The organism is Variovorax sp. M-6 (assembly GCF_052114385.1).
Classification (GTDB): Bacteria; Pseudomonadota; Gammaproteobacteria; order Burkholderiales; family Burkholderiaceae_C; genus Variovorax.
Genome location: NZ_JBFREQ010000027.1, coordinates 12,575 through 34,358 on the forward strand (window position 1 = coordinate 12,575; position 21,784 = coordinate 34,358).

General features: G+C 66.9%; 25 protein-coding genes. 3 read left to right on the forward strand and 22 right to left on the reverse strand.

Annotated elements, in window-relative coordinates; genetic code table 11:
* Nucleotides 1–6: 6 nt before the first annotated feature.
* The 20 genes from AB4Z46_RS25750 to AB4Z46_RS25845 form a co-directional block, all read right to left on the reverse strand.
* On the reverse strand, nucleotides 7–762 hold the full coding sequence (locus AB4Z46_RS25750) for a pyridoxine 5'-phosphate synthase (RefSeq protein ID WP_442286390.1): 756 nt from the start codon (nucleotides 760–762) through the stop codon (nucleotides 7–9).
* Entirely contained in the window at nucleotides 759–1,517 is a 759-nt protein-coding gene (recO, locus tag AB4Z46_RS25755) for a DNA repair protein RecO (RefSeq protein ID WP_442286391.1), read from the reverse strand. Before recO ends, AB4Z46_RS25750 begins: the two co-directional genes overlap by 4 nt.
* Nucleotides 1,518–2,471 (reverse strand): GTPase Era, encoded by a 954-nt coding sequence (gene era / locus AB4Z46_RS25760; protein WP_442286392.1) that lies wholly within the window; start codon nucleotides 2,469–2,471, stop codon nucleotides 1,518–1,520.
* A complete protein-coding gene (gene rnc / locus AB4Z46_RS25765; protein ID WP_442286393.1) occupies nucleotides 2,468–3,166 on the reverse strand; it encodes a ribonuclease III in 699 nt (232 codons plus the stop codon). The genes era and rnc overlap by 4 nt, the downstream gene beginning before the upstream one ends.
* Nucleotides 3,167–3,176: 10 nt before the next feature.
* A complete protein-coding gene (locus AB4Z46_RS25770) occupies nucleotides 3,177–3,533 on the reverse strand; it encodes a DUF4845 domain-containing protein (RefSeq protein ID WP_442286394.1) in 357 nt (118 codons plus the stop codon).
* Nucleotides 3,534–3,564: 31 nt separating this feature from the next.
* Complete coding sequence (gene lepB / locus AB4Z46_RS25775; protein WP_442286395.1) at nucleotides 3,565–4,536, reverse strand: signal peptidase I; 972 nt, start codon at nucleotides 4,534–4,536, stop codon at nucleotides 3,565–3,567.
* Between the two features lie 2 nt (nucleotides 4,537–4,538).
* Nucleotides 4,539–6,350: a translation elongation factor 4 gene (gene lepA, locus AB4Z46_RS25780; RefSeq protein ID WP_442286396.1), complete on the reverse strand. Its 1,812-nt coding sequence runs from the start codon at nucleotides 6,348–6,350 to the stop codon at nucleotides 4,539–4,541.
* Nucleotides 6,351–6,872: 522 nt separating this feature from the next.
* Nucleotides 6,873–8,351 (reverse strand): DegQ family serine endoprotease, encoded by a 1,479-nt coding sequence (locus tag AB4Z46_RS25785; RefSeq protein WP_442286397.1) that lies wholly within the window; start codon nucleotides 8,349–8,351, stop codon nucleotides 6,873–6,875.
* Nucleotides 8,352–8,382: 31 nt separating this feature from the next.
* Nucleotides 8,383–9,441, reverse strand: coding sequence for a MucB/RseB C-terminal domain-containing protein (locus tag AB4Z46_RS25790; protein ID WP_442286398.1), 1,059 nt, complete (start codon nucleotides 9,439–9,441; stop codon nucleotides 8,383–8,385).
* Between the two features lie 23 nt (nucleotides 9,442–9,464).
* Entirely contained in the window at nucleotides 9,465–10,106 is a 642-nt protein-coding gene (locus tag AB4Z46_RS25795; protein ID WP_442286399.1) for a sigma-E factor negative regulatory protein, read from the reverse strand.
* Nucleotides 10,107–10,119: 13 nt separating this feature from the next.
* Nucleotides 10,120–10,791, reverse strand: coding sequence for an RNA polymerase sigma factor RpoE (gene rpoE / locus AB4Z46_RS25800; protein WP_442286400.1), 672 nt, complete (start codon nucleotides 10,789–10,791; stop codon nucleotides 10,120–10,122).
* Nucleotides 10,788–11,264: a hypothetical protein gene (locus AB4Z46_RS25805; RefSeq protein ID WP_442286401.1), complete on the reverse strand. Its 477-nt coding sequence runs from the start codon at nucleotides 11,262–11,264 to the stop codon at nucleotides 10,788–10,790. The genes rpoE and AB4Z46_RS25805 overlap by 4 nt, the downstream gene beginning before the upstream one ends.
* 13 nt (nucleotides 11,265–11,277) lie before the next feature.
* Complete coding sequence (gene fabF, locus AB4Z46_RS25810) at nucleotides 11,278–12,522, reverse strand: beta-ketoacyl-ACP synthase II (protein ID WP_442286402.1); 1,245 nt, start codon at nucleotides 12,520–12,522, stop codon at nucleotides 11,278–11,280.
* A 92-nt stretch (nucleotides 12,523–12,614) separates the two neighbouring features.
* Complete coding sequence (gene acpP / locus AB4Z46_RS25815; protein WP_007830471.1) at nucleotides 12,615–12,854, reverse strand: acyl carrier protein; 240 nt, start codon at nucleotides 12,852–12,854, stop codon at nucleotides 12,615–12,617.
* Nucleotides 12,855–12,954: 100 nt separating this feature from the next.
* Nucleotides 12,955–13,698, reverse strand: a complete 744-nt coding sequence (fabG, locus tag AB4Z46_RS25820; protein ID WP_442286403.1) for a 3-oxoacyl-ACP reductase FabG — start codon at nucleotides 13,696–13,698, stop codon at nucleotides 12,955–12,957.
* Nucleotides 13,699–13,722: 24 nt separating this feature from the next.
* The gene (gene fabD / locus AB4Z46_RS25825; protein WP_442286404.1) at nucleotides 13,723–14,676 is read right to left on the reverse strand and encodes an ACP S-malonyltransferase; all 954 of its coding nucleotides are present in this window, start codon (nucleotides 14,674–14,676) and stop codon (nucleotides 13,723–13,725) included.
* A 49-nt stretch (nucleotides 14,677–14,725) separates the two neighbouring features.
* A complete protein-coding gene (locus tag AB4Z46_RS25830; protein WP_442286405.1) occupies nucleotides 14,726–15,703 on the reverse strand; it encodes a beta-ketoacyl-ACP synthase III in 978 nt (325 codons plus the stop codon).
* Complete coding sequence (plsX, locus tag AB4Z46_RS25835; protein ID WP_442286406.1) at nucleotides 15,703–16,755, reverse strand: phosphate acyltransferase PlsX; 1,053 nt, start codon at nucleotides 16,753–16,755, stop codon at nucleotides 15,703–15,705. Before plsX ends, AB4Z46_RS25830 begins: the two co-directional genes overlap by 1 nt.
* Nucleotides 16,756–16,851: 96 nt before the next feature.
* Nucleotides 16,852–17,034 carry a 50S ribosomal protein L32 gene (gene rpmF, locus AB4Z46_RS25840; protein WP_213959550.1) on the reverse strand — a complete coding sequence of 61 codons (183 nt, stop codon included), beginning with the start codon at nucleotides 17,032–17,034 and terminating at the stop codon, nucleotides 16,852–16,854.
* Between the two features lie 175 nt (nucleotides 17,035–17,209).
* The gene (locus AB4Z46_RS25845) at nucleotides 17,210–17,773 is read right to left on the reverse strand and encodes a YceD family protein (RefSeq protein WP_442286407.1); all 564 of its coding nucleotides are present in this window, start codon (nucleotides 17,771–17,773) and stop codon (nucleotides 17,210–17,212) included.
* A gap of 37 nt (nucleotides 17,774–17,810) precedes the next feature.
* Between AB4Z46_RS25845 and AB4Z46_RS25850 the strand changes: the two genes are divergently transcribed.
* Genes AB4Z46_RS25850 through AB4Z46_RS25860 form a run of 3 tightly spaced genes read left to right on the forward strand, consistent with a single transcriptional unit; the run spans nucleotide 17,811 to nucleotide 20,311 of the window.
* On the forward strand, nucleotides 17,811–18,392 hold the full coding sequence (locus AB4Z46_RS25850) for a Maf family protein (protein ID WP_442286408.1): 582 nt from the start codon (nucleotides 17,811–17,813) through the stop codon (nucleotides 18,390–18,392).
* Entirely contained in the window at nucleotides 18,389–19,156 is a 768-nt protein-coding gene (locus AB4Z46_RS25855) for an SAM-dependent methyltransferase (protein ID WP_442286409.1), read from the forward strand. The genes AB4Z46_RS25850 and AB4Z46_RS25855 overlap by 4 nt, the downstream gene beginning before the upstream one ends.
* Before the next feature lie 18 nt (nucleotides 19,157–19,174).
* Nucleotides 19,175–20,311: an MFS transporter gene (locus AB4Z46_RS25860; RefSeq protein ID WP_442286410.1), complete on the forward strand. Its 1,137-nt coding sequence runs from the start codon at nucleotides 19,175–19,177 to the stop codon at nucleotides 20,309–20,311.
* Nucleotides 20,312–20,380: 69 nt separating this feature from the next.
* Here AB4Z46_RS25860 and AB4Z46_RS25865 read toward each other — a convergent pair whose 3' ends face one another.
* Nucleotides 20,381–21,409, reverse strand: coding sequence for a S49 family peptidase (locus AB4Z46_RS25865; protein WP_442286411.1), 1,029 nt, complete (start codon nucleotides 21,407–21,409; stop codon nucleotides 20,381–20,383).
* Nucleotide 21,410: 1 nt separating this feature from the next.
* Complete coding sequence (locus tag AB4Z46_RS25870) at nucleotides 21,411–21,776, reverse strand: Rieske (2Fe-2S) protein (RefSeq protein ID WP_442286412.1); 366 nt, start codon at nucleotides 21,774–21,776, stop codon at nucleotides 21,411–21,413.
* Nucleotides 21,777–21,784: the final 8 nt, after the last annotated feature.

The window sequence follows — 21,784 nt, forward strand, 5'->3', positions numbered from 1 at the left end:
CAGCTCTTATCGGGCTTCTTCGATGCGGCGCAGGTACTCGCGCGTCGCCGCCGCGTAGCCCAGCTCCAGCGCGTCGGAGACGAAGGCATGGCCGATCGAGACCTCGCGCACGCCGGGCACCGCGCGCAGGAATTCGCTCAGGTTGTCGCGGCTCAGGTCGTGTCCGGCATTGACTTCGAGCCCGGCCGCCTGGGCGGCGTGCGCCGCTTCCGCATAGAGCTGCAGCACGGGGCCCGCCTTGGAGGTGTCGCGCGAGGCCGCAAAGCCCTCGGTGTAGAGCTCCACGCGGTCGGCGCCGACCGCCTTGGCGGCCGCCATCATCTCGGGCGCCGGGTCCATGAACAGGCTCACGCGCACGCCCAGCGCCCGGGCCTCGGCGATCAGCGGCCTCAAGCGTTCGGCGTCCTCGGGGAAGCTCCAGCCGTGGTCGCTGGTGGATTGGGTCTCGCTGTCGGGCACGAAGGTGGCCTGGTGCGGGCGCAGTTCGCGCACGAACTCCATGAGATTGTGGAAGGGGTTGCCCTCGATGTTGAACTCGGCCGCCGGCCAGTCCCTGTGCAGCAGCGCCGACAGGTCCCGCACGTCCTGGGGGCGGATGTGGCGCTCGTCGGGCCGCGGGTGCACCGTGATGCCGTGCGCACCGGCATCCAGGCACAGCGCAGCGGCGAACAGCACGCTGGGAATGCCGAGCTGGCGCGTGTTGCGCACCAGCGCGACCTTGTTGAGATTGACCGACAGGGCGGTGAAATTGGAAGTGCTCATAGGGCTTGGATATCCCGCATCATCTGCCGCGTACGCAGCGTTGCAACGCCGCAATGGTAGTTGAGCAGCACCCGCGATTGGGCGCGCAGTGCGCCGTCGCGTCCGGCGCACACGCGCAGGGTCGCCGCGAAGGGCGCGCGATCGTCGAGCGCGGCCTGCAGCGCGAGCCAGTCGGCACCCGCCAGCGCGGGCTCGCCGTCGGCGGCCCGCCGCAGCCCGGCCTCGGGCACCAGCGCGTAGCGGCTGGCCGGTTCCAGCGGCGCCAGGGTCATGGTCTCGACATCGAGCGAGGGCAGCAGCCCGACCTGGCGCAGCAGCAGCAGCTCGAAGGCCCGCAGCGCAGCCGCCTGCGTCGCCGCCTGCGCCCCCGCATGATCGCCCGCCAGCACCTGCACCACGGCCGCGTAGGCGTCGAACACCGCCTCGTGCGGATCGTCGCGGGCCAGCAGGCGCAGCAGCAGTTCGTTGACGTAGTAGCCCGAAAGCAGCGCCTCGCCGGTGGGCATCACGTGCCCGCCCATCCATTCGGCGCCCTTGAGCGTCCGGATCTCGGCTTCTCCGCTGAAATTCAGTTGCAGCGGCTGCAGCGGCAGCAACACCGGGCGGAAGTTGGAACTGGGCCGCTTGGCCCCTTTCGCCACCAGCGCGATGCGCCCATGGTGGCGCGTGAACACCTCGAGGATCAGGCTCGACTCGCTCCAATCGTAGCGGTGGAGCACGTAGGCCGGTTCATGCGAAACGCGTTTGACGGCCACTCATTCGTATCCGAAGGAGCGGACCCTGGCCTCGTCGTCGGCCCAGCCCGAGCGCACCTTGACCCACAGCTCGATGAACACCTTGGCATCCATGAGTTTCTCGAGTTCCTGCCGCGTCTCCATGCCGATGCGCTTGATGCGCTCGCCCTTGTCGCCGATCACCATCGCCTTGTGGCCGTCGCGCTCGACCACGATCGTGGCGGCGATGCGCAGCAGCCGCTTCTGGCCCTTCTTCTGGGGCGGCTCCTCCTCGAACTTGTCGATCACGACGGTCGAGGTGTAGGGCAGTTCATCGCCGGTCAGGCGGAAGAGCTTCTCGCGCACCAGCTCCCCGGCCAGGAATTTCTCGCTCCGGTCGGTGAGTTCGTCCTCGGCGTAGAACCAGTCCTGCTCGGGCAGGTACTTCTCGCAGATGCCGAACAGGCGCTCGACATCCTTCGCATTCTTGGCCGACATCGGCACGAATTCGGCGAACGCGTGCTTCTGCTGCATGGTCTGCAGCCAGGGGGCGATGTCGCCGCGGCGGGGCACGTTGTCGAGCTTGTTGGCCAGCAGCACGGTCGGGATGCCCTTGCCGAGCAGCTTGAGCACGCGCTCGTCGGCCGGCGTGAAACTGCCGGCCTCGACCACGAAGAGGATCAGGTCGACATCGCCCACCGCGCCCTGCACGGTCTTGTTGAGCGACTTGTTCAGCGCATTGGCATGCAGGGTCTGGAAACCCGGCGTGTCGACGAAGACGAACTGGGTCGCGCCCAGCGTGCGCATGCCGGTGATCCGGTGCCGCGTGGTCTGCGCCTTGCGCGAGGTGATGCTGATCTTCTGCCCGACCAGGGCATTGAGCAGCGTCGACTTGCCCACGTTGGGCTTGCCGACGATGGCCACCAGGCCACAGCGCCGGGGGCCTCCGGCCCCGTCATCGGGCGGGGGGAGGATGGTTTCGTTCGCTTCGTTCATGGGGTTGCCTTCGCGCCGCGCGCCTTGAGCCGGATCAACATGGCCGCCGCGGCGGCCTGCTCACCGGCGCGGCGCGAGCCGCCGATGCCGCGTTCGCGCAGGCCCAGGTCGGGCACCTCGCACTCGACATCGAAAGTTTGCTTGTGTGCCGCTCCCAGCGTTCCGACGACGCGGTAGGCGGGCAGCTTCATTTTGTGACCCTGCAGCCATTCCTGCAATTCGGTCTTCGGGTCCTTGGAGGCCGCCTCCATGCGCGGGCTGATCGCCACCGATTCGTAGAGCCGGTGCACCAGCGCCTGGGCCGCGCCATATCCGGCATCGAGGTAGACCGCGCCGATCACCGCCTCCAGCGCATCGGCCAGGATCGAGGGCCGATTCTGGCCGCCCGAGCGCGCCTCGCCCTCGCCCAGGCGCAGCAGGGGCGACAGCGCCAGCTTGAGCGCCAGCTGATGCAGCGTGTCCTGCTTGACGAGGTTGGCCCGCACCCGCGACAGATCGCCCTCGGGCAGCGTCGCCAGACGGACATAGAGAAGGTGCGAGACCGCCAGATTCAGCACCGAATCGCCGAGGAATTCGAGCCGCTCGTTGTGGTCGGCCGAGAAACTGCGATGCGTCAGTGCGAGCTGCAGCAGCCGCGCGTCCGCAAAAGTATGCTGGAGGCGCCCCTGCAGCGCAACGAGGCCGCCGTCGGTCACAGGGAGAACGTCAACGGGATTGGCCCTGGTACTTGAGCAGGAGGTAGGCGGGGCCGAACAGGTGGATCTCGCGGTCGTAGGCGAAGGACACGACCACCTTGTCGCCGTCCTTCTTGACCTCCAGGTCCTTGCCGCTGACCGACTTGAAGTCGTCGATGGCCTGGGCACGGTCGAAGATGGCGCGCACCTCGGGCACCGTCGTGCCTTCCTTGGCCTTGTTGGCTGCCTTGGTGATCGCCTGATACTCGATCAGGGTCGGGATCACCTGCGCCAGAACCACGCCGGCACAGGCCAGCACGATGGCGACGAACAGCAGCCCGATGAACGAGATTCCGCGCTGTCGATGTCTTGTCTGCCTTGCTCTCATGCCCTCTTCCCCTCGATGAAAATCCGGATGCTTATTGGAATGTGCCGATGCGCTTGAGGTTGCCGAAGTTCATCCACACCAGGAAGGCCTTGCCGACGATGTTCTGGTCCGGGACAAAGCCCCAATAGCGCGAATCGAGCGAATTGTCGCGGTTGTCACCCATCATGAAATAGTGGCCCTCGGGCACCTTGCACACCACGCCCTCGACACTGTAACGACAATTTTCCTGGTTCGGAAACTGCATGATCTCGGCCTCGGAAAGCCCCGCGCGGCGCGTGTCGTCGTTGAGCAGGCGATGCTCCTTGCCCCCCAGATCCTCGGTGTACTGCTTGAGGTAGCGCATCGTCTCCTCATCGAAATAATCGGGAATTGCCGCCTTGGGAACCAGCCGCCCGTTGACCGTGAGCGTCTTGTTCAGATAGGCGACTTCGTCGCCCGGCACGCCGACCACGCGCTTGATGTAGTCCATGCTCGGCTTGGGCGGATAGCGAAACACCATGACGTCGCCGCGCGCCGGCGGGCGGCCATCCGTGATCTTGGTGTTGCTGACCGGCAGCCTGAGCCCGTAGACGAACTTGTTCACCAGGATCAGGTCGCCCGTGAGCAGCGTCGGCATCATCGAGCCCGACGGGATCTTGAATGGCTCGAACAGGAACGAGCGCAGCAGGAACACCGCGAGGATCACCGGGAACAGGCCGGCGGTCCAGTCCAGCCACCACGGCTGCATGATCAGCCGTTCGCGGGCCTTGGTGTCGACCGTGTCGACCTGGGTGATGCCCTGGCGGGCCAGTTCCTCGCGCCGCTGGGCCAGCGAGGCGTCGAGCGCCTCGGCCGCGCGGGCGCGCTTCGGCAGGAAATAGAACCGCTCCGCGAGCCAGAAGAGGCCGGTGACCACCGTCGCCAGGAACAGGAGCAGTGCGAAGTTGCCTTCGACCACGCCGAAATACCAGGCGCCGATGTAGCCGACGAAGGCCGCGAGGATGAGGGAAGTAAGGAATGCCATCTTTAGTCTTCGACTTGCAGGATGGCGAGGAAGGCCTCTTGCGGGACCTCGACCGAGCCGATCTGCTTCATTCTTTTTTTGCCCGCCTTCTGCTTCTCGAGCAGCTTCTTCTTGCGGGTGATGTCGCCGCCGTAGCACTTGGCGAGCACGTTCTTGCGCAGTGCCTTGATTGTCTCACGCGCAATGATGTTGGCCCCGATGGCCGCCTGGATCGCGACGTCGAACATCTGGCGCGAGATGATCTCGCGCATCTTCGACACCACCGCCCGGCCCCGGTACTGGCTCTGGCTGCGGTGGACGATGATCGACAGCGCGTCGACCTTCTCGCCGTTGAGGAGGATGTCGACCTTGACGACATCCGAGGCCCGGTATTCCTTGAACTCGTAGTCCATCGAGGCGTAGCCGCGGCTGACCGACTTCAGCTTGTCGAAGAAGTCGAGCACGATCTCGCCCAGCGGCATCTCGTAGGTCAGCATCACCTGGCGGCCGTGATAGGCCATGTTGAGCTGGACGCCGCGCTTCTGGTTGGCCAGTGTCATCACGGCGCCGACGTATTCCTGCGGCATGTAGAGGTGCACCGTGACGATCGGCTCGCGGATCTCGGCCATCTTGCCGACGTCGGGCATCTTCGACGGGTTCTCCACCATCATCACTTCGCCGTCGTTCTTGACCACCTGGTAGACCACGCTGGGCGCGGTCGTGATCAGGTCCTGGTCGAACTCGCGCTCCAGCCGCTCCTGCACGATCTCCATGTGCAGCAGCCCGAGGAAGCCGCAGCGGAAGCCGAAGCCCAGCGCCTGGCTCACTTCGGGTTCGTAGCGCAGCGACGAATCGTTGAGCTTGAGTTTCTCGAGCGCGTCGCGCAGCGAGTCGTACTCGCTCGCCTCGGTCGGATAGAGACCGGCGAACACCTGCGGCTGGATCTCCTTGAAGCCGGGCAGCGCCTCGGTCGCGGTGGCCGCGGCGCCGCCGGTGCCCGGCTTGATCAGCGTCACGGTGTCGCCGACCTTGGCGGCCTGCAACTCCTTGATGCCCGCGATGATGTAGCCCACCTCGCCGGCCTCGAGCGAGGCTCGCGGCTCGTTGGCCGGGGTGAACACGCCGATGTTGTCGGCGTTGTACATCGCGCCCGACGCCATCATCTTGATGCGCTCGCCCTTGACCAGGCGGCCGTCGACCACGCGCACCAGCATCACGACGCCGACGTAGGGATCGAACCAGCTGTCGACGATCATCGCGCGCAGCGGGCCGTCGGGATTGCCGCGCGGCGCCGGCATCCGGGTGACCACGGCCTCGAGAATTTCCTCGATGCCCATGCCGGTCTTCGCGGAGCACGGGATCGCATCGGTCGCGTCGATGCCGATCACGTCCTCGATCTCGGTGCGTGCGTTGTCGGGATCCGCATTCGGCAGATCCATCTTGTTGAGCACCGGCACCACCTCGACGCCGAGGTCGAGCGCGGTGTAGCAGTTGGCCACCGTCTGCGCTTCGACGCCCTGGCTCGCATCGACGACGAGCAGTGCGCCTTCGCATGCGGACAGCGAGCGACTCACTTCATAGGAGAAGTCGACGTGGCCCGGCGTGTCGATCAGATTGAGGTTGTAGACCTGTCCATCCTTGGCCTTGTAGTGCAGCGCGGCGGTCTGTGCCTTGATGGTTATCCCACGCTCTTTCTCGATGTCCATCGAGTCCAGAACCTGCGCTTCCATCTCGCGCTCGGCGAGACCGCCACAGCGTTGAATCAAGCGATCGGCAAGCGTCGACTTGCCGTGATCGATGTGCGCAATGATCGAAAAATTTCTGATGTGATTCATCAACGGGAACGCTTAAGTACTTGAATTGGCTCGTGCGCAGAAGGCGACAGGCAAGAAAAAAGGGCGCGTCCCCAAGAGACGCGCCCTGAACCAACAAGCAATGGCAACTGCAGTAGTTGGAACTTCATTGTAGGCAAAAAGGGGGGCGCGTACAGCCGGACCAAAGCCCGGGAGGGGTCGTTGCAGGTCAGCAACATGCGACTTATAAACAACTTATCAACAGGATCGGTGGAGCAATCGCTTAACAACTTGTGGGCGAACTGTGGAGCGCCGGTGGACGGGCGGCGGGCATCTCGCATCGTGAAGCACCTCGGATCGCTTATGCGACGAGTGGGGTCCGGAAGGGCTCTATTCTACCGAAATTCATCGTTAGAGGTCTTTTAAGTTAGTGACTGCAAACCAAAATCCGTCACTCGAACTGTCAAAAAAATTTCTTGGACGGTGCGGTTGACGCGCGACAGCGGCCAAAAAATGGCCCCAAACCCGACTGCCGGGTGGGGCCACTTGACGCCTCGGGCGGGATCAGCGAGCCGGCCGGAGCAGCGCGTACTGGGCCCAATCGCCGCGGCGGAACAGCAGGCTCACCGGCTTGCTCTTGTCTGCCTTGGCCAGTGCCGCGTCGAATTCCTTGAGGTTCGCGACCTCCACATTGCTCACCGCCAACACCACATCGCCTTCGCGCAGTCCCGCGCGGGCGGCGGCATCGGTGGCGGCGTCGATCCGCACGCCCCCCTTGAGCTTGAGCTCCTTCTTCTGCGCTTCGGTGAGATCGCTGAGCGCGAGTCCCATCGATTTGGCGGCGGCCGAGGCCGCGGGCTTCGCCGCGGGTTCGTTGCGATCGGCCGCGACCTTGGTCGGCTTGTCGGGCTCGATCTCCGCGATCGTCACGTTGATGTCGCGCAAGCTGCCGCGCCGGAAGACGGTGATCGAACTCTTGGTCCCGGGCTTGGTGTTGCCCACCAGGCGCGGCAGGTCGCTCGGCTTCTCGATCGGCTTGCCGTCGAACTTGGTGATGATGTCGCCCGGCTCGATGCCGGCCTTCTCGCCCGGCGAGCCCGACTCGACGCCGCGCACCAGCGCGCCTTGCGCCTTGCCCAGGCCGATCGACTCCGCCACATCCTTGGTGACCTGGTCGATCTGCACGCCGATGCGCCCGCGCGAAACGCGGCCCGAGGTGCGCAGCTGGTCCGCGACGCGACTCGCCTCGTCGATCGGGATCGAGAACGAGATGCCCATGAAGCCGCCCGAGCGCGAATAGATCTGGCTGTTGATGCCCACCACTTCGCCGCGCATGTTGATCAGCGGACCGCCGGAGTTGCCGGGGTTGATGGCCACGTCGGTCTGGATGAACGGCAGGTAGTCGCCGGTGTCCCGCTGCTTGGCGCTGACGATGCCGGCCGTGACCGTGTTCTCGAGGCCGAAGGGCGATCCGATGGCCATCACCCATTCGCCCACGCGCAGCTTCGACACGTCGCCGACCTTGACCGCCGGCAGGCCGGTGGCGTCGATCTTCACGACCGCGACGTCGGTGCGCTTGTCAGCGCCGATGATCCTGGCCTTGAACTCGCGCTTGTCGGGCAAGGTCACCAGCACTTCGGACGCACCGTCGACCACGTGGGCATTGGTCATCACGAAACCGTCGGACGACAGGATGAAGCCGGAGCCGACGCCGCGCGGGCGCTCTTCGTCGGGTGCCTGCGGCCGGTTCGGGCGCGGCCCCTGGCGCGGAACGCCCGGCATCGGCTGGCCGAAGAAGCGGCGGAAGAACTCCTGCATCTCCTCGTCGGGCTCGCCACTGCCGCCGCCCTGGGCGACCTTCTCGATGGTGCGGATGTTGACCACCGACGGGCCGACCTGGTCGACCAGGTCGGTGAAATCGGGCAGTGCGCGCGCCTGCGCGTGCACAGGCGTTGCCGGCAGCAGCGCGGCGGTCGACGCGAGCGCGAGCGCGCAGGCCATCAGGGACGAACGGAAGGTGTTCCCCTTGATCTTGAGCATCATCGGTTTCTTTCGTTGGAGAGACAAAAACTGCCTAGCGCGAACGGACCAGGCCTCGCGCAAACGCATCCAGCGTCTGCGGCGGCACTTCGCCGACCGCGGTCAGCCACCAATCGCCATCCTTGTCCGTCATCCGGCGCGTGAGCGTGTGGGTGGCACCCAGAGCGAGCAGCACTTCTTCGGGTTTGCGCTGCGCATCGTAAGGCTCGATGAAGAGCGAGACCGTCGCCAACCCGTCCGAGAACGTCCATTGCATCGTGTAGGCCTGCCCTTCGCCTCCCATCGGGCGACGGAAGGAACTGACCGGCCTGAAGCCCGCCACCGGCTTGCCCAGGGCCCAGCCTTCGCGTTGCGCCGTGGTGCGCTCGAGTTCCGACTTCTCGACCCGGTAGCCCGCGGTGCTGCCCATCATCTGCGTCAGCGCATGAATCTTGACCGGTGCGTCGAGCTGGAGTTCGGAGAAAGCCGATTGTTCGATCACCTTGTTGTCGCGGTCGGTGGTCTGGAGCTTGACCACCAGGCCCGAGCGCCGCTCGCTCCAGACCCGGTAGCCGAAACGCAGCGCGTCGCGCGGCTCGATCTGGATCACATCGGCATCGAAGCCGGCCACCCGGTCCTTGCCGATCACGCGCACGCCATAGGACTCGGCGATCGATGAATCGGGCATGCCCGAGAGGTTCGGGAACTGTTCGAGGTTCTCGCGCTTCTCGCGCTTGACGATCTTCGACTCCGGCAGGAAGGTCACGACCTGGTCGTTGCGCCGGAAGGTCGAGCGCGGCGGACCCGACAGGGCCTCGATGCGCTCCATCTGGAGGTCACCCTCGCACACATGCCAGATCCGTGCACTCGACAGGTTGCCGGCCGGCACCGAGACCACGAAGGTGCCGACATAGTTGCGCTGGCGCGCAGCGGCATGCATGCGCTGCAGCCACTCGACCACGCCCATCGCGGGCGCGTCGCCGCCGCTCGCGCTGGGTACGCTCTTCACTGACGGCGAGGGGCTTCGGCCCTGGGCCAGCGACACCTGCGCCATGCACAGCGCGGCCACCAGAACCAGGAATCCGCGCGCGGAGATCGGCATCGAATGAGTCATCGCAAGGAATGCAGGCGCGCGCGTCAGCGCGACGGTCGGTCGAAGGTGGCGTTGCGCAGGAATCCCGAAGGCATCTGCGAAGCGCCTCCTGCCTGCTGGTGCGCTTCGAGCAGCTGGTCCAGCCGCGGATCGCGCAGCATGACCTGCGGATCGCCGCTGCCGATCGTGACCCGGGTCGATGCGAAGCCTGTGGCCGCCTGCGTCGGTGCCTCGGCCGTGGCGAACACGGCCGGTGCGGCCTGCTGCAGCGCCAGCTGGGCGCCGGAAGGCCGGGAATCGGCGACGCCGACCCAGTTCCATCCGATCGCTGCGGCCGCCGCCAGCGAGGCCGCGCCGGCCACCAGCTTCCAACGGAACACCGGTTCGTTGGCGGCTTCGACCTTTCGCTGCACCAACTTGGGCTCCGGCAGCACCGGCAGAAGGGCCGGCAGCACCGGCTCGGCCGCCAGGCGGCTCTGGAAGCGCGACAGGAAGGTCGAGGTGTCGCTGCAAGCGGCGTGACCACCCGAACGCAAGATGTCGCCCACCACGTGATAGGTCTGCCAGGTCGCACGCAATTCGTCGTCGACGCAAAGTCGGCCGATCACCTGCGCGAACTCGTCGTCGCGCAAATGGCCATCGGCGAGCGCGGAAACCTGCTCTTGGACTGTGTTTCTTTGGTTCATCTTGTTCACCTGCTTACCAACGCTTGCCCGACTGGTTGTCCAGCAAGGGCTTGACCCGGACCGAAATCGCTTCGCGGGCGCGGAAGATCCGCGACCGCACCGTGCCGATCGGACAGTTCATGACCTCGGCGATCTCTTCGTAACTCATGCCCTCGATTTCGCGCAGCGTCACTGCCTGCCGCAACTCGGCCGGCAGCGCTTCCATCGCCGCTTCGACCGCAGCGGCGATTTCGTTGGCCGCCATCACGGATTCGGGGGTCTCGTCGCTGATTGGTTCGTTTCCGGGCCGGTAAGTTTCATCCTCGTCATCAGAAGACGATCGGAGGGCGCTCTCGGAGATGGTCGGGTCGCGCTTCATGTCGACCAGCGCCTTCTTGGCCGTGTTGACCGCGATCCGGTAAAGCCAGGTGTAGAACTGGGCGTCGCCGCGGAACTGATGCAACGCGCGGTAGGCACGGATGAAGGTCTCCTGGGCGATGTCCTCGACCAGGTTGACGTCGCGCACCATGCGGCCGATCAGCCGTTCGATCCGTCGCTGGTACTTGATGACCAGCAGCTCGAAGGCCTTCTGGTCGCCCGCCACGGTGCGCTGGACCAGCTGGAAGTCGACCTCGCCCGGCCTGGCGGCAGCAGGCGCGTCGCCCAGCCCGGTGTCCGGTGGATCGGGAGGCAGCGCAGCGGTCATGGCGAGGGATGATGCACCGAGCCGTCCGGACGAAGGACTGGCCCGGCCGCGACGGCGCGCGCATAGAGCGCACGCCGCAGGTCCGGCCAGCGCTCCGGCATGGCCTGGCGGTCGAGCCAGATCCAGCGCCGCGCCCGGGCGGGCCCGGCCAGGCGCACCAGCAGCAGGGATTGCAGGTCGAGGGCGACGCTGGCGCGGGCCGTCCGCTGTGCCGCGCCGCCCGTGATCGCCCAGGCCTGACCGTCGAATTGGAGCTCCGCCGCAGCGGAAGAACGCAGGACGCCGGTCCAGGCGGCCGCCCCGGCAACGACGGCGCTGAAGGCCAGCATCGCCTGCCGCCAGTCGACCTCGCCGCCCGATCGGAGGCAAACCAGCGTGACGCAGCCGACGCCGAGCGCCCAGAGGAACATCAGGAGCCGCTCCGCCTTGCGCGAACGCCCCACCGGGTAGATCACCGACGGGGCGCTGTGCATGGGTAGGAAAAGATCAAACGCGCTTGAACACCAGCGTGCCGTTGGTGCCGCCGAAGCCGAAGTTGTTCTTGACCGCGACGTCGATCTTCATGTCGCGCGCCTGGTTGGCGCAGTAGTCGAGATCGCACTCCGGATCCTGGTTGAAGATGTTGATCGTCGGCGGGCTCTTCTGGTGATGCACGGCCAGCACCGTGAACACCGACTCGATGCCCCCGGCGCCGCCCAGCAGGTGGCCGGTCATCGACTTGGTCGAGTTCACGACCAGCTTGCGGGCATGCTCGCCGAAGGCGTTCTTGATCGCGTTGGTCTCGTTCAGGTCGCCCAGCGGGGTCGAGGTGCCGTGGGCATTGATGTATTGCACCTGGTCGGCATTGACCCCCGCGTTGGCCAGCGCCATCGCCATCGAGCGGCGCGGGCCGTCGACGTTGGGCGCGGTCATGTGGAAGGCATCGCCGCTCATGCCGAAGCCGGAGACTTCGGCGTAGATCTTGGCGCCGCGGGCCTTGGCGCGCTCGTACTCCTCGAGCACCACGACGCCGGCACCCTCGCCGAGCACGAAGCCGTCGCGGTCCTTGTCCCAGGGGCGCGAGGCGGTCCGGGGATCGTCATTGCGCGTCGACAACGCACGCGCCGCCGCGAAGCCGCCCAGTCCGAGCGGCGACACGGTCGATTCGGCACCGCCCGCGATCATCACGTCGGCATCGCCGTACTCGATCATGCGAGCGGAGGTCCCGATCGCATGCAGTCCGGTGGTGCAGGCCGTGACGACTGCAATGTTCGGGCCCTTGAATCCATACTTGATGGAGACATGGCCCGAGATCATGTTGATGATCGACGCCGGCACGAAGAACGGCGACACGCGGCGCGGGCCGCGGTTCACCAATTCGGCGTGGGTGTCCTCGATCAGCGGCAGGCCGCCGATGCCCGAGCCGATGTTGCAGCCGATGCGGACCGCATCTTCTTCGGACAGCGCATCGCCGGTCGGCAGCCCGCTGTCCTGCACCGCCTGAATGGCGGCGGCGAGCCCGAGATGAATGAAGCGATCCATGTGGCGCGCTTCCTTCTCGGGAATGTAGTCCTTGATGTCGAAACCCTTCACTTCGCCTGCGAACTTGCAGGAGAAGGCGCTCACATCGAACTTGGTGATGGTGTCGATGCCCGAATTCCCGGCCAACAGGTTGGCCCAGGATTCGGCAACGGTATTTCCGACAGGAGCGAGGCAACCGAGTCCGGTCACGACGACGCGGCGTTTGGTCATGCCGGCAAACCTTTCTGGGAAGCTGAGGCCTCCGGCCGGTGCACGCAGGCGTGGAAGCCGCGGACCGGAAAGACGGAACTCAGCGGGGCCAATCAGGCCTTTTGATTCTTGGTGGCGTAGTCGACGGCGTTCTGCACGGTCGTGATCTTCTCGGCGTCTTCGTCCGGGATCTCGATGCCGAATTCGTCTTCGAGCGCCATCACGAGTTCGACCGTGTCGAGCGAGTCTGCGCCGAGATCGGCCACGAAAGCCTTTTCGTTGGTGACCTGGGACTCTTCAACGCCGAGTTGTTCGGCAATGATTTTCTTGACACGTGCTTCGATATCGCTCATTTGGTTCCCTCTGAGGGTTGTAGGTAATCGGTTGATTTTAGCCGGCCGCATTGTGGCATTTGCCGCACGGCCGTGGGTGAAAGGTCTTGCGCTCGGGGGCTTACATGTGCATGCCGCCGTTCACGTGCAGTTCCTGCCCCGTGACATAGGCGGCCTGGGGCGACGCCAGGTAGGCGACCGCGTGGGCGATGTCGGCGGGTTTGCCGAGATGGCCGAGGGGAATCTGGCCGAGCAGCGCCTGCTGCTGGGCCTCGGGCAGGCTGGCCGTCATGTCGGTCTCGATGAAGCCGGGCGCCACGCAGTTGACCGTGATGCTGCGGCTGCCCAGCTCGCGCGCCAGCGCCCGCGTCATGCCGGCCACGCCGGCCTTGGCGGCCGCATAGTTGGCCTGGCCGGCATTGCCGGAGGCGCCGACCACGCTGGTGATGCTGATGATGCGCCCATAGCGCTGTTTCATCATCGGGCGGATCACGGCGCGAGACAGGCGGAAGACCGCCTTCAGGTTGGTGTCGAGCACCGCGTCCCAGTCGGCGTCCTTGAGCCGCATCGCGAGCGTGTCGCGGGTGATGCCGGCGTTGTTGACCAGCACGTGGACCGCACCGTAGACCTTGACGATCTCGTCGATCAGGGCCTCGACCGCCGCGCCGTCGTTGACGTCCAGCGCGCAGCCTCGGCCATCGTAGGCAGCGAGTGCGGCGGTGATCTTGGCGGCGCCCTCCTCGGTGGTGCCGGTGCCGATGACCTTGAGGCCGCGCTGCGCCAGCTCGAGCGCGATGGCGGCGCCGATGCCACGGGTCGCACCGGTGACCAGGGCGACCTGGCCTTCGAATTTGGGATTGCTCATGGACTGGACCTCGAGACGGCGCGCTCAGGCGCCGAGCAGTTGCCTGGTTTCGGCGAGCGTCGCCGGATCGTAGACCGAGGCCGCGGCCAGCGTCGGCGCAATGCGCTTGGCCATGCCGGCCAGTACCTTGCCGGGACCGCATTCGACGATGGCTTCGACGCCGCGGGCCTCGAGGGCCTGCACGGTTTCCACCCAGCGCACCGGGCCCGCGGCCTGGCGCACCAGCGCGGCACGGATGCGCTCGGCGTCGGTTTCGACCAGGACATCGATGTTGTTGAGCACCGGAATCCGGGGCGCGGCGAGGGAAACCGACGCCAGCCGCTCGCGCAGCGCCTCGGCCGCCGGCTTCATCAGGCTCGAATGGAAAGGTGCGGAAACCGGCAGCGGCAGCGCGCGCTTGGCGCCGGCCGCCTTGAGGACTTCGCAGGCCTTGTCGACCGCGGCCTTGCTGCCCGCGATCACGGTCTGCATCGGGTCGTTGAAGTTCACCGCTTCCACGATCTCGGCGCTGCCGGGGCCGAAGGAGGCCGTGGCCTCGGCGCAGCCGGCCTTCACCTTGGCGGCGTCCATGCCCAGGATGGCCGCCATCGCGCCGACACCGACCGGCACCGCCTGCTGCATCGCCTGGGCCCGGAAACGCACCAGCGGCGCGGCCTGCGCCAGCGTCAGGACGCCGGAGGCCACCAGGGCGGAGTACTCGCCCAGCGAATGGCCGGCAACCACCGACGGCTCGGCGCCGCCTTCGGCCAGCCAGGCGCGCCAGGCCGCGATCGCCGCGACCAGCATCACGGGCTGCGTATTGGTGGTCAGGGCCAGGGATTCCTTGGGGCCGTCGTGGATCAGGCGCGCGATGTCTTCATCGAGCGCATCGGAGGCCTCGCGCAGCGTGGCGGCCACGGCCGGGTGATCGCCCCAGGCGTCGAGCATGCCGACCGCCTGCGAGCCCTGACCCGGAAAGACGAAAGCGAATGATTTCATGATGAGAAGTCTCCGAGGCGCCGCTGCCCGCCTTGGGCAGCACGCTCTATCAATAGTTCAACAGCACCGCGCCCCAGGTGAAGCCGCCGCCGACGCCTTCCAGCATCAGCGTGTCGCCCTTCTTCACCTTGCCCGAGCGCACCGCTTCGTCCAGCGCCAGGGGAATGGAGGCTGCCGAGGTGTTGCCGTGCTCGTCGACCGTCACGATCAGCTTGTCGCGCGGCAGCTTCAGCTTCTTCGCCGTGCCTTCCATGATCCGGATATTGGCCTGGTGAGGGATCAGCCAGTCGATGTCGGCCTCGGTCTTGCCGGCCTTCGCGAGCGTGGCGCGCGCGGCTTCCTCGAGCACCCGGACCGCCAGCTTGAAGACGGCCTGGCCGTCCATGTGCAGCAGCGGCTTGCCGAGCACCTCGCCGCCCGACACGTGGCCGGGCACGCAGAGGATGCCGACATGCTTGCCGTCCGCGTGCAGGTCGCTGGCAAGGATGCCTGGTTCGGCGCTGGCCTCCAGCACCACCGCGCCGGCGCCGTCGCCGAACAGGACGCAGGTGGTGCGATCGTCGAAGTCGAGGATGCGCGAAAACACTTCGGCGCCGACGACCAGCGCGCATTTGGCGCTGCCGGTGCGGATCATGGCGTCGGCCACGGTGAGCGCATAGACGAAGCCGCTGCAGACCGCCTGCACGTCGAAGGCCGCGCAGCCTGCGATGCCGAGCTTGTGCTGGAGGATCGCCGCCGATGAGGGGAACACCATGTCCGGCGTCGAAGTCGCGACGATGATCAGGTCGATGTCGCCGGCGCTGCGGCCGGCGGCCTCCAGCGCATGCCTGGCCGCTTCCAGGGCTAGGTCGCTGGTCGAGACTTCGGGCGCGGCGAAATGGCGCGCCCGGATGCCGGTGCGCTCGATGATCCACTGGTCGGAAGTCTCGATGCCGCGGGCGGCGAGTTCCTTGGCCAGGTCGTCATTGGTCACACGGCGAGGCGGCAGAAAGCTGCCGGTACCTGTGATGCGGGAAAAAGGGGTCATCAGACGTGGAGCGCCGGTGCGTCGGCCGGCGCCGCCGGGTCTTGCCGCGCAAGCAGTGGCGCGGCGTGGGCGATGCGGGCCCGCACGCGGTCGAGCAGGTTGTTGCGAGCGGCATCATAAGCGCGATCGAGGGCGTGGCCGAAAGCCACGTCGTCGGCCGAGCCATGGCTCTTGAACACCAGTCCGCGCAGGCCCAACAGGGCCGCGCCGTTGTAGCGACGATGATCCAGACGGCGCTTGAGCGCTTTTAGGACCGGATAGGAAACGATCGCCGCGAATTTACTGAAGATGCCGTTTGAATATTCGATCCGCAGAAAGTCAACGATCATCGACGCCACGCCTTCGGTCGCCTTCAGCGTCACGTTGCCGACAAAGCCATCGCAAACGACGATATCGGTCGTGCCCTTGAAGATGTCGTTGCCTTCGACGTTGCCGTAAAAATTCAAATCCTGCGAATTGGCTGCTTTTCGAAGCAGTTGGCTCGCTTTTTTGATTGTTTCGCTGCCCTTGATGGCTTCTTCGCCAACATTCAGCAGACCGACGCTGGGCGATTCGTTGCCGGTGAGCGCGGAAACCAGCGCCGACCCCAGCACCGCGAACTGCAGCAGGTCTTCGGCGTCGCAGTCGACATTGGCACCGAGGTCGAGCACCGTGGTGGCGCCACCCTTGCTATTGGGCAACTGGGGAGCGATGGCGGGCCGGTCGATGCCGTCGAGCGTCTTGAGCAGGTAGCGCGCGATCGCCATCAAGGCGCCGGTGTTGCCGGCCGAGATGGCGGCCTGGGCGGCGCCGTCCTTGACCTGCTGGATCGCCACCCGCATCGAGGAGTCTTTTTTCTTGCGCAGGGCGACCTCGATGGGATCGTCCATGCCGACCACCTCGCTGGCGCCGATGATCGTGGCGCGCGGATGGGAGAAGCCGGCCAGCGCGGCCGGCGCACCGACCAGCAACAGCGACGCCTCGGCGTGACGCTCCAGGAATGCGCGGCAGGCCGCAAGCGTGACGCGCGGCCCATGGTCTCCGCCCATGCAATCAACGGCGAGCGTGATCACGGGCGGCGCAGGAACGGATGCTGAAGGCGTAGCCATCAAAACAAAGGCCCGACGCTACGCAAAAAGTAGCTTCGGGCCTTGGCCTTGGAACGGAAGTCAGGCTTCGGACTTGGTCTTGAGGACCTTGCGGCCACGGTAGAAGCCGTTCGGGCTGATGTGGTGACGCAGATGCGTTTCGCCGGTGGTCGGCTCGACCGCGATACCGGGCACGTCGAGCGCGTTGTGCGAACGGTGCATGCCGCGCTTCGACGGCGACTTCTTGTTTTGCTGGACGGCCATGCTGGCTCCTGGAAGTATTGGGTGGGTTGGTGGGCATGCGGGGCGGTTCATGCTCCGGAGAGTTCGGCCAAAAACCAGAACCCTCGTCGAAATCATGCCCAGCGGCGCGCGCGAAGCCCATGATTATAGCCCATGCGCGGCAACAAGGCCAGACGCCCGATCTGCAAGACGCGGATCAGGGCTTCCCGGGCTTGTCAGACTTGCCGGAACGCAGGGCCCCGAGCACCGCGAACGGGTTCGGGCGAGCCGCTTCGGCGGAATCGAAATCAGGGTCGACCGCCGACATCCGGGTCGGCGCGGGGCAGATCTCGTGCCGCGGCGTGACCGGGAGCTCCATCAGCAGTTCGTCCTCGATCAGCGCGTGCAGGTCGAAGTCGCGACTGACGACCAGCACATCCTCCTCGGACGCCTCGTCCTCGACGGCGGCGGCGGCCTCGTCGGCCGCAAAGCGGAACCAGCGGTCGACATTCAAACCGATGTCGACCGGCGCGAGGCAGCGCTGGCAAATCAAGGGGACGCTCGCCTGTGCGGACAGGTGCAGCCAGGGAACCGGCGCACCGTCGGCGCCGCTGCGGGACTGGCCGACGGCCTCCCAGCGGACCGTCGCGCCTGCGGACGGGTCGGCCAGTTCGGCGCTCAGACGCGCGAAACCCGCCAGTGAGTCGTTTCCGGCGAGGGTCGCCCCCGCCTCGGCAAAGCCGTTCACATCGAGTCGGCCGGGAGCAAATTCTTTGGTCATCCGCGCCAGTCTAAACCGCTCACGCACAATCGGGCCCATGCAACGCCAAGTGATCCTTGCCTCCACCTCCCGCTACCGCCGCGAACTGCTCGCGCGCCTGCGCCTGCCCTTCGAAGTTCAGGCGCCGGAAGTGGATGAAACGCCGCTGGCGCACGAATCGCCGCGCGCGCTGGCCGAACGGCTGGCGCTCGAGAAGGCGAACGCGGTCGCTCGCCACTTTCCCGAGGCAATCGTGATCGGCTCCGACCAGGTCGCGGATCTGGCCGGAGAGCCGCTGGGAAAGCCCGGCGACCACGCGCGCGCCACGGAGCAATTGCGGCGGATGCGCGGCCAGACGCTGATTTTCCAGACCGCGGTGGCCGTGGTCTGCCAGGCGACCGGATTCGCGCAGCGCGACCTGGCGCCAGTGCGGGTGGTGTTCCGACAACTGGACGACGCGGCCATCGAGCAATACCTGCGTGCCGAGCAGCCCTACGACTGCGCCGGCAGCGCCAAGAGCGAGGGCCTCGGCATCGCCCTCCTCGAGGCGATCGACAGCGACGATCCGACGGCGCTGGTGGGTCTGCCGCTGATTCGCACCGCCCGCATGCTGCGGGCCGCCGGGGTCGACCTGCTGTGAGCACCCCTCCCTTCGGAAAGCTCTATCTGGTCCCCGCGCCGCTGGATTTCGGCTGCGAGGAGCAGGCGCCCCTCGACCAGGCGCTGCCGCGCGGCACCCTGGCGACCGCCGCCGGCATCACGCACTGGATCTGCGAAAACGCCAAGTCGGCGCGCGCCTACCTCAAGCGCATCGATGCGATCGTGCCGCTCGCGGCAACGCTGCAAGCCCAGCAGATCCAGGAGTTGCCGCGCGAAGTCCACAAGAAGGGCGATCATGCGGGGCAATTCGACGCACGGCCGCTGCTCGCGCCCGCCCTGGCCGGGCACGACGTCGGGCTCCTGAGCGAGGCGGGCATGCCGGCGGTCGCCGATCCCGGGTCGTCAGTCGCCAGGGCTGCACACGAACTCGGCATCACGGTGGTCCCGCTGACCGGGCCGGTCTCGCTGTTGCTCGCGCTGGCGGCCAGTGGGCTCAACGGACAGAATTTCGCCTTTGTCGGGTACCTGCCCCAGGATGCCGACGCGCGCGCGCAGCGTATCCGCGAACTCGAGGCGCTGGCCCTGCGTACCGGCCAGACCCAGCTCTTCATCGAAACGCCCTACCGGAACGCCGCCCTGTTGCAGGCGCTGACGCAAACGCTGCAGCACAACACCCGGCTGGCCGTGGCGCGAGGTCTGACGCTCGCGAGCTGCAGCGTGCGCAGCGACACCGTGAAGACCTGGCGCGCCAAGCCGCATCCGGCCGACGAGCGCGCGCCGGCCGTGTTCGCGATCGGCCGCTAGAAGGCCCCGTCCGTCGCAATGGGCATTTCCGACCGCACGCGCTGGGCCTCGCGCGCGCAGTTCTTTTGTTCGGGCTTCGTGTTCGCGACCTGGGGGGTGCACATCCCGACCGTGAAGGCGCACTACGCTGTCGACGAGGCGGCGCTGGGCCTCGCGATGCTGGCCGCCGGCGCCGGTGCGCTGCTGGGGCTCACCCAGGCCAGCCGATGGATCGGCCGCCATGGCGCGCGCCGTGCCGCGGGATTCTGCGGCGCCATCTACGCCCTGCTGCTCGCGGGATTGCTGGCCATGCCGGCCTACGCCGCGCTGCTGGGCCTGCTGGCGGTGTTCGGCATCGTGACCAGCGTGTTCGACGTCTCGATCAACACCGAGGCAGCACAGCTCGAACTTCGCAACGGCAAGCCGCTGATGAGCGGGATGCACGGCATGTTCAGCCTCGGCGGCATGGTCGGCGCCGTGACCGGCAGCGCCGCGCTGGCGGCCGGCCTGGATCCGCAGCGGCACCTGATCGGGGTCGCCGCCGCAATGGCGCTGACCATCGCGCTGTCGGCCCGCTGGATGCTGCCCAGGGAAGCGACCGCCTTCGCGACGAGCTCAGGCAACGGTTTCAGGCTGCCGCGCAGCACCCTCGCCCTGCTCGGCCTGCTGGCGGCGCTCGGCCTGATCGCGGAAGGTGCGATCTACGACTGGAGCGTGCTCTATCTGCAGCAGGAACTGGGCAGCCCGCAGCAGCAGGCCGCACTCGCCTATGCGAGCTTCTCGGCGGCGATGGCGCTGGCCCGATTCGGCGGCGACGCCATGCGGGCGCGCTTCGCGCCGGCGGTGCTGCTGCGCGGCAGCGCGCTGCTGGCGGCGGCATCGATGACGGTAGTGCTCGTGACCGACATGCCCTGGCTCGCATTGATCGGATTCGCGGGCGTCGGGGTCGGGTTCGCCAACGTGGTGCCGATCCTCTTCGCGGCCTCGGCGCGGGTCCCGGGCGTCGAGCCGGCCCGCGGCATCGCGGCAGTGTCGGCCGCGGCCTATCTGGGTTTCATGGCCGGGCCGCCGGTGATCGGCTTTCTGGCCCAGGTCAGTTCGCTGACCCACGCGCTCTACCTGGTGGTGGCCTTCGCCGCGGCACTCGCGGCGTCGGCGCGCTACAGCGACCCTTGAATCAGGCCGGCGCCGGGCCGCCCCCTCGGGGGGCAGCAACCACACGAAGTGAGGGAGCGCAGAGGCTCATCAGTGCAGCGCGGGGGCGGTGCGCAGCGCGCGCACCGATGCGTCGCCGAGGGCCGCGCCGAACTTCTTCGCCAGCTTCTCGGCCACGTTGTCCCGGCGCGTGTAGTCGATGACTTCCTCGGCCTTGATCACATCGCGGGCGACGAAATCGACATTGCCGAGCTGATCGGCCAAGCCCAGCTCGATCGCTTGCTGGCCGCTCCAGAACAGGCCGCTGAAAAGCCCTGGCGTGCTGGTCTTGAGCCGGTCGCCGCGGCCGCTCTTGACCACATCGATGAACTGGGTGTGGATCTGGTCGAGCATCTGCTGGGCGTGCGCCTTCTGGGCATCGTTCATCGGGCTGAACGGGTCCATGAAGCCCTTGTTGTCACCGGCCGTCAGCAGCCGGCGCTCCACGCCCACCTTGTCCATGAGTCCGGTGAAGCCGAAGCCGTCCATCAGCACGCCGATGCTGCCGACGATGCTGGCCTTGTCGACGAAGACCTTGTCGGTCGCGGCAGCGATGTAGTAGGCGGCCGAGGCGCAGGTCTCCTCGACCACCGCGTAGATCGGCTTGTTGTGCTTGGCGCGCAGCCGCTTGATCTCGTCGTTGATGATGCCGGCCTGCACCGGGCTGCCGCCGGGCGAGTTGATCAGGAGCACGATACCCTTGGCACCGTCGTCCTCGAAGGCGGTCTTCATGGCCGCGACCACGAACTCGGCGCTGGCATCGGCACCGGCGGCGATCTCGCCCTTGATTTCGATCACGGCCGTGTGCGCCGTGGTCTTGGCGGTCGCGGGGGTGCCGCGCGACATCACGAGCCAGACCAGGAAGATGAAGAAGGCCAGCCAGCTCAGGCGGACGAAGGTCTTCCAGCGGCGCGTGGCCCGCTGCTCGCGCAGCGACGCGAAGGCCAGTTTCTCGAGCGTCGCGCGCTCCCAGCCCAGTTGCTGCGTGGGGTCGTTCTTGGCCATGTTTTTCGTTGGGGTCGGCGCGGGGCGCTCGAAAGGCTCGAAGCCCTCGGGTTCCGTGCGGTTGGATTCGGTCATGTCAAAAGGCCAGGGGCCGGAGGTTCCAGGCAGTATGCCAGTGGACCACGCCGTCATGCTCGCTGAGTGCGATCTTCACGAGGCCCCCGCGACATGGGCCGCCGGCGCACTCTCCGGTGTCCGGCTTGTAGACCGCGCCGTGGGTCGCACACAGCAACCACTGCCCGCTGTCGTCGAAGAATCGGTCGGGCTGGAAGTCGAGTTCCATCGCGACGTGGCTGCAGCGGTTCAGGTAGGCATGCGGCGCGCCCTCGAAGCGCACCGCGAAGGCCCGGCAGGTCTCGCCGCCGTGGATGACGTCGAAAGGCACCGCCCGGCCGCCCTCGACCAGGTCGGCGGCGTTGCACAGGGGGATGCATTCGCTCATGAGAGGAG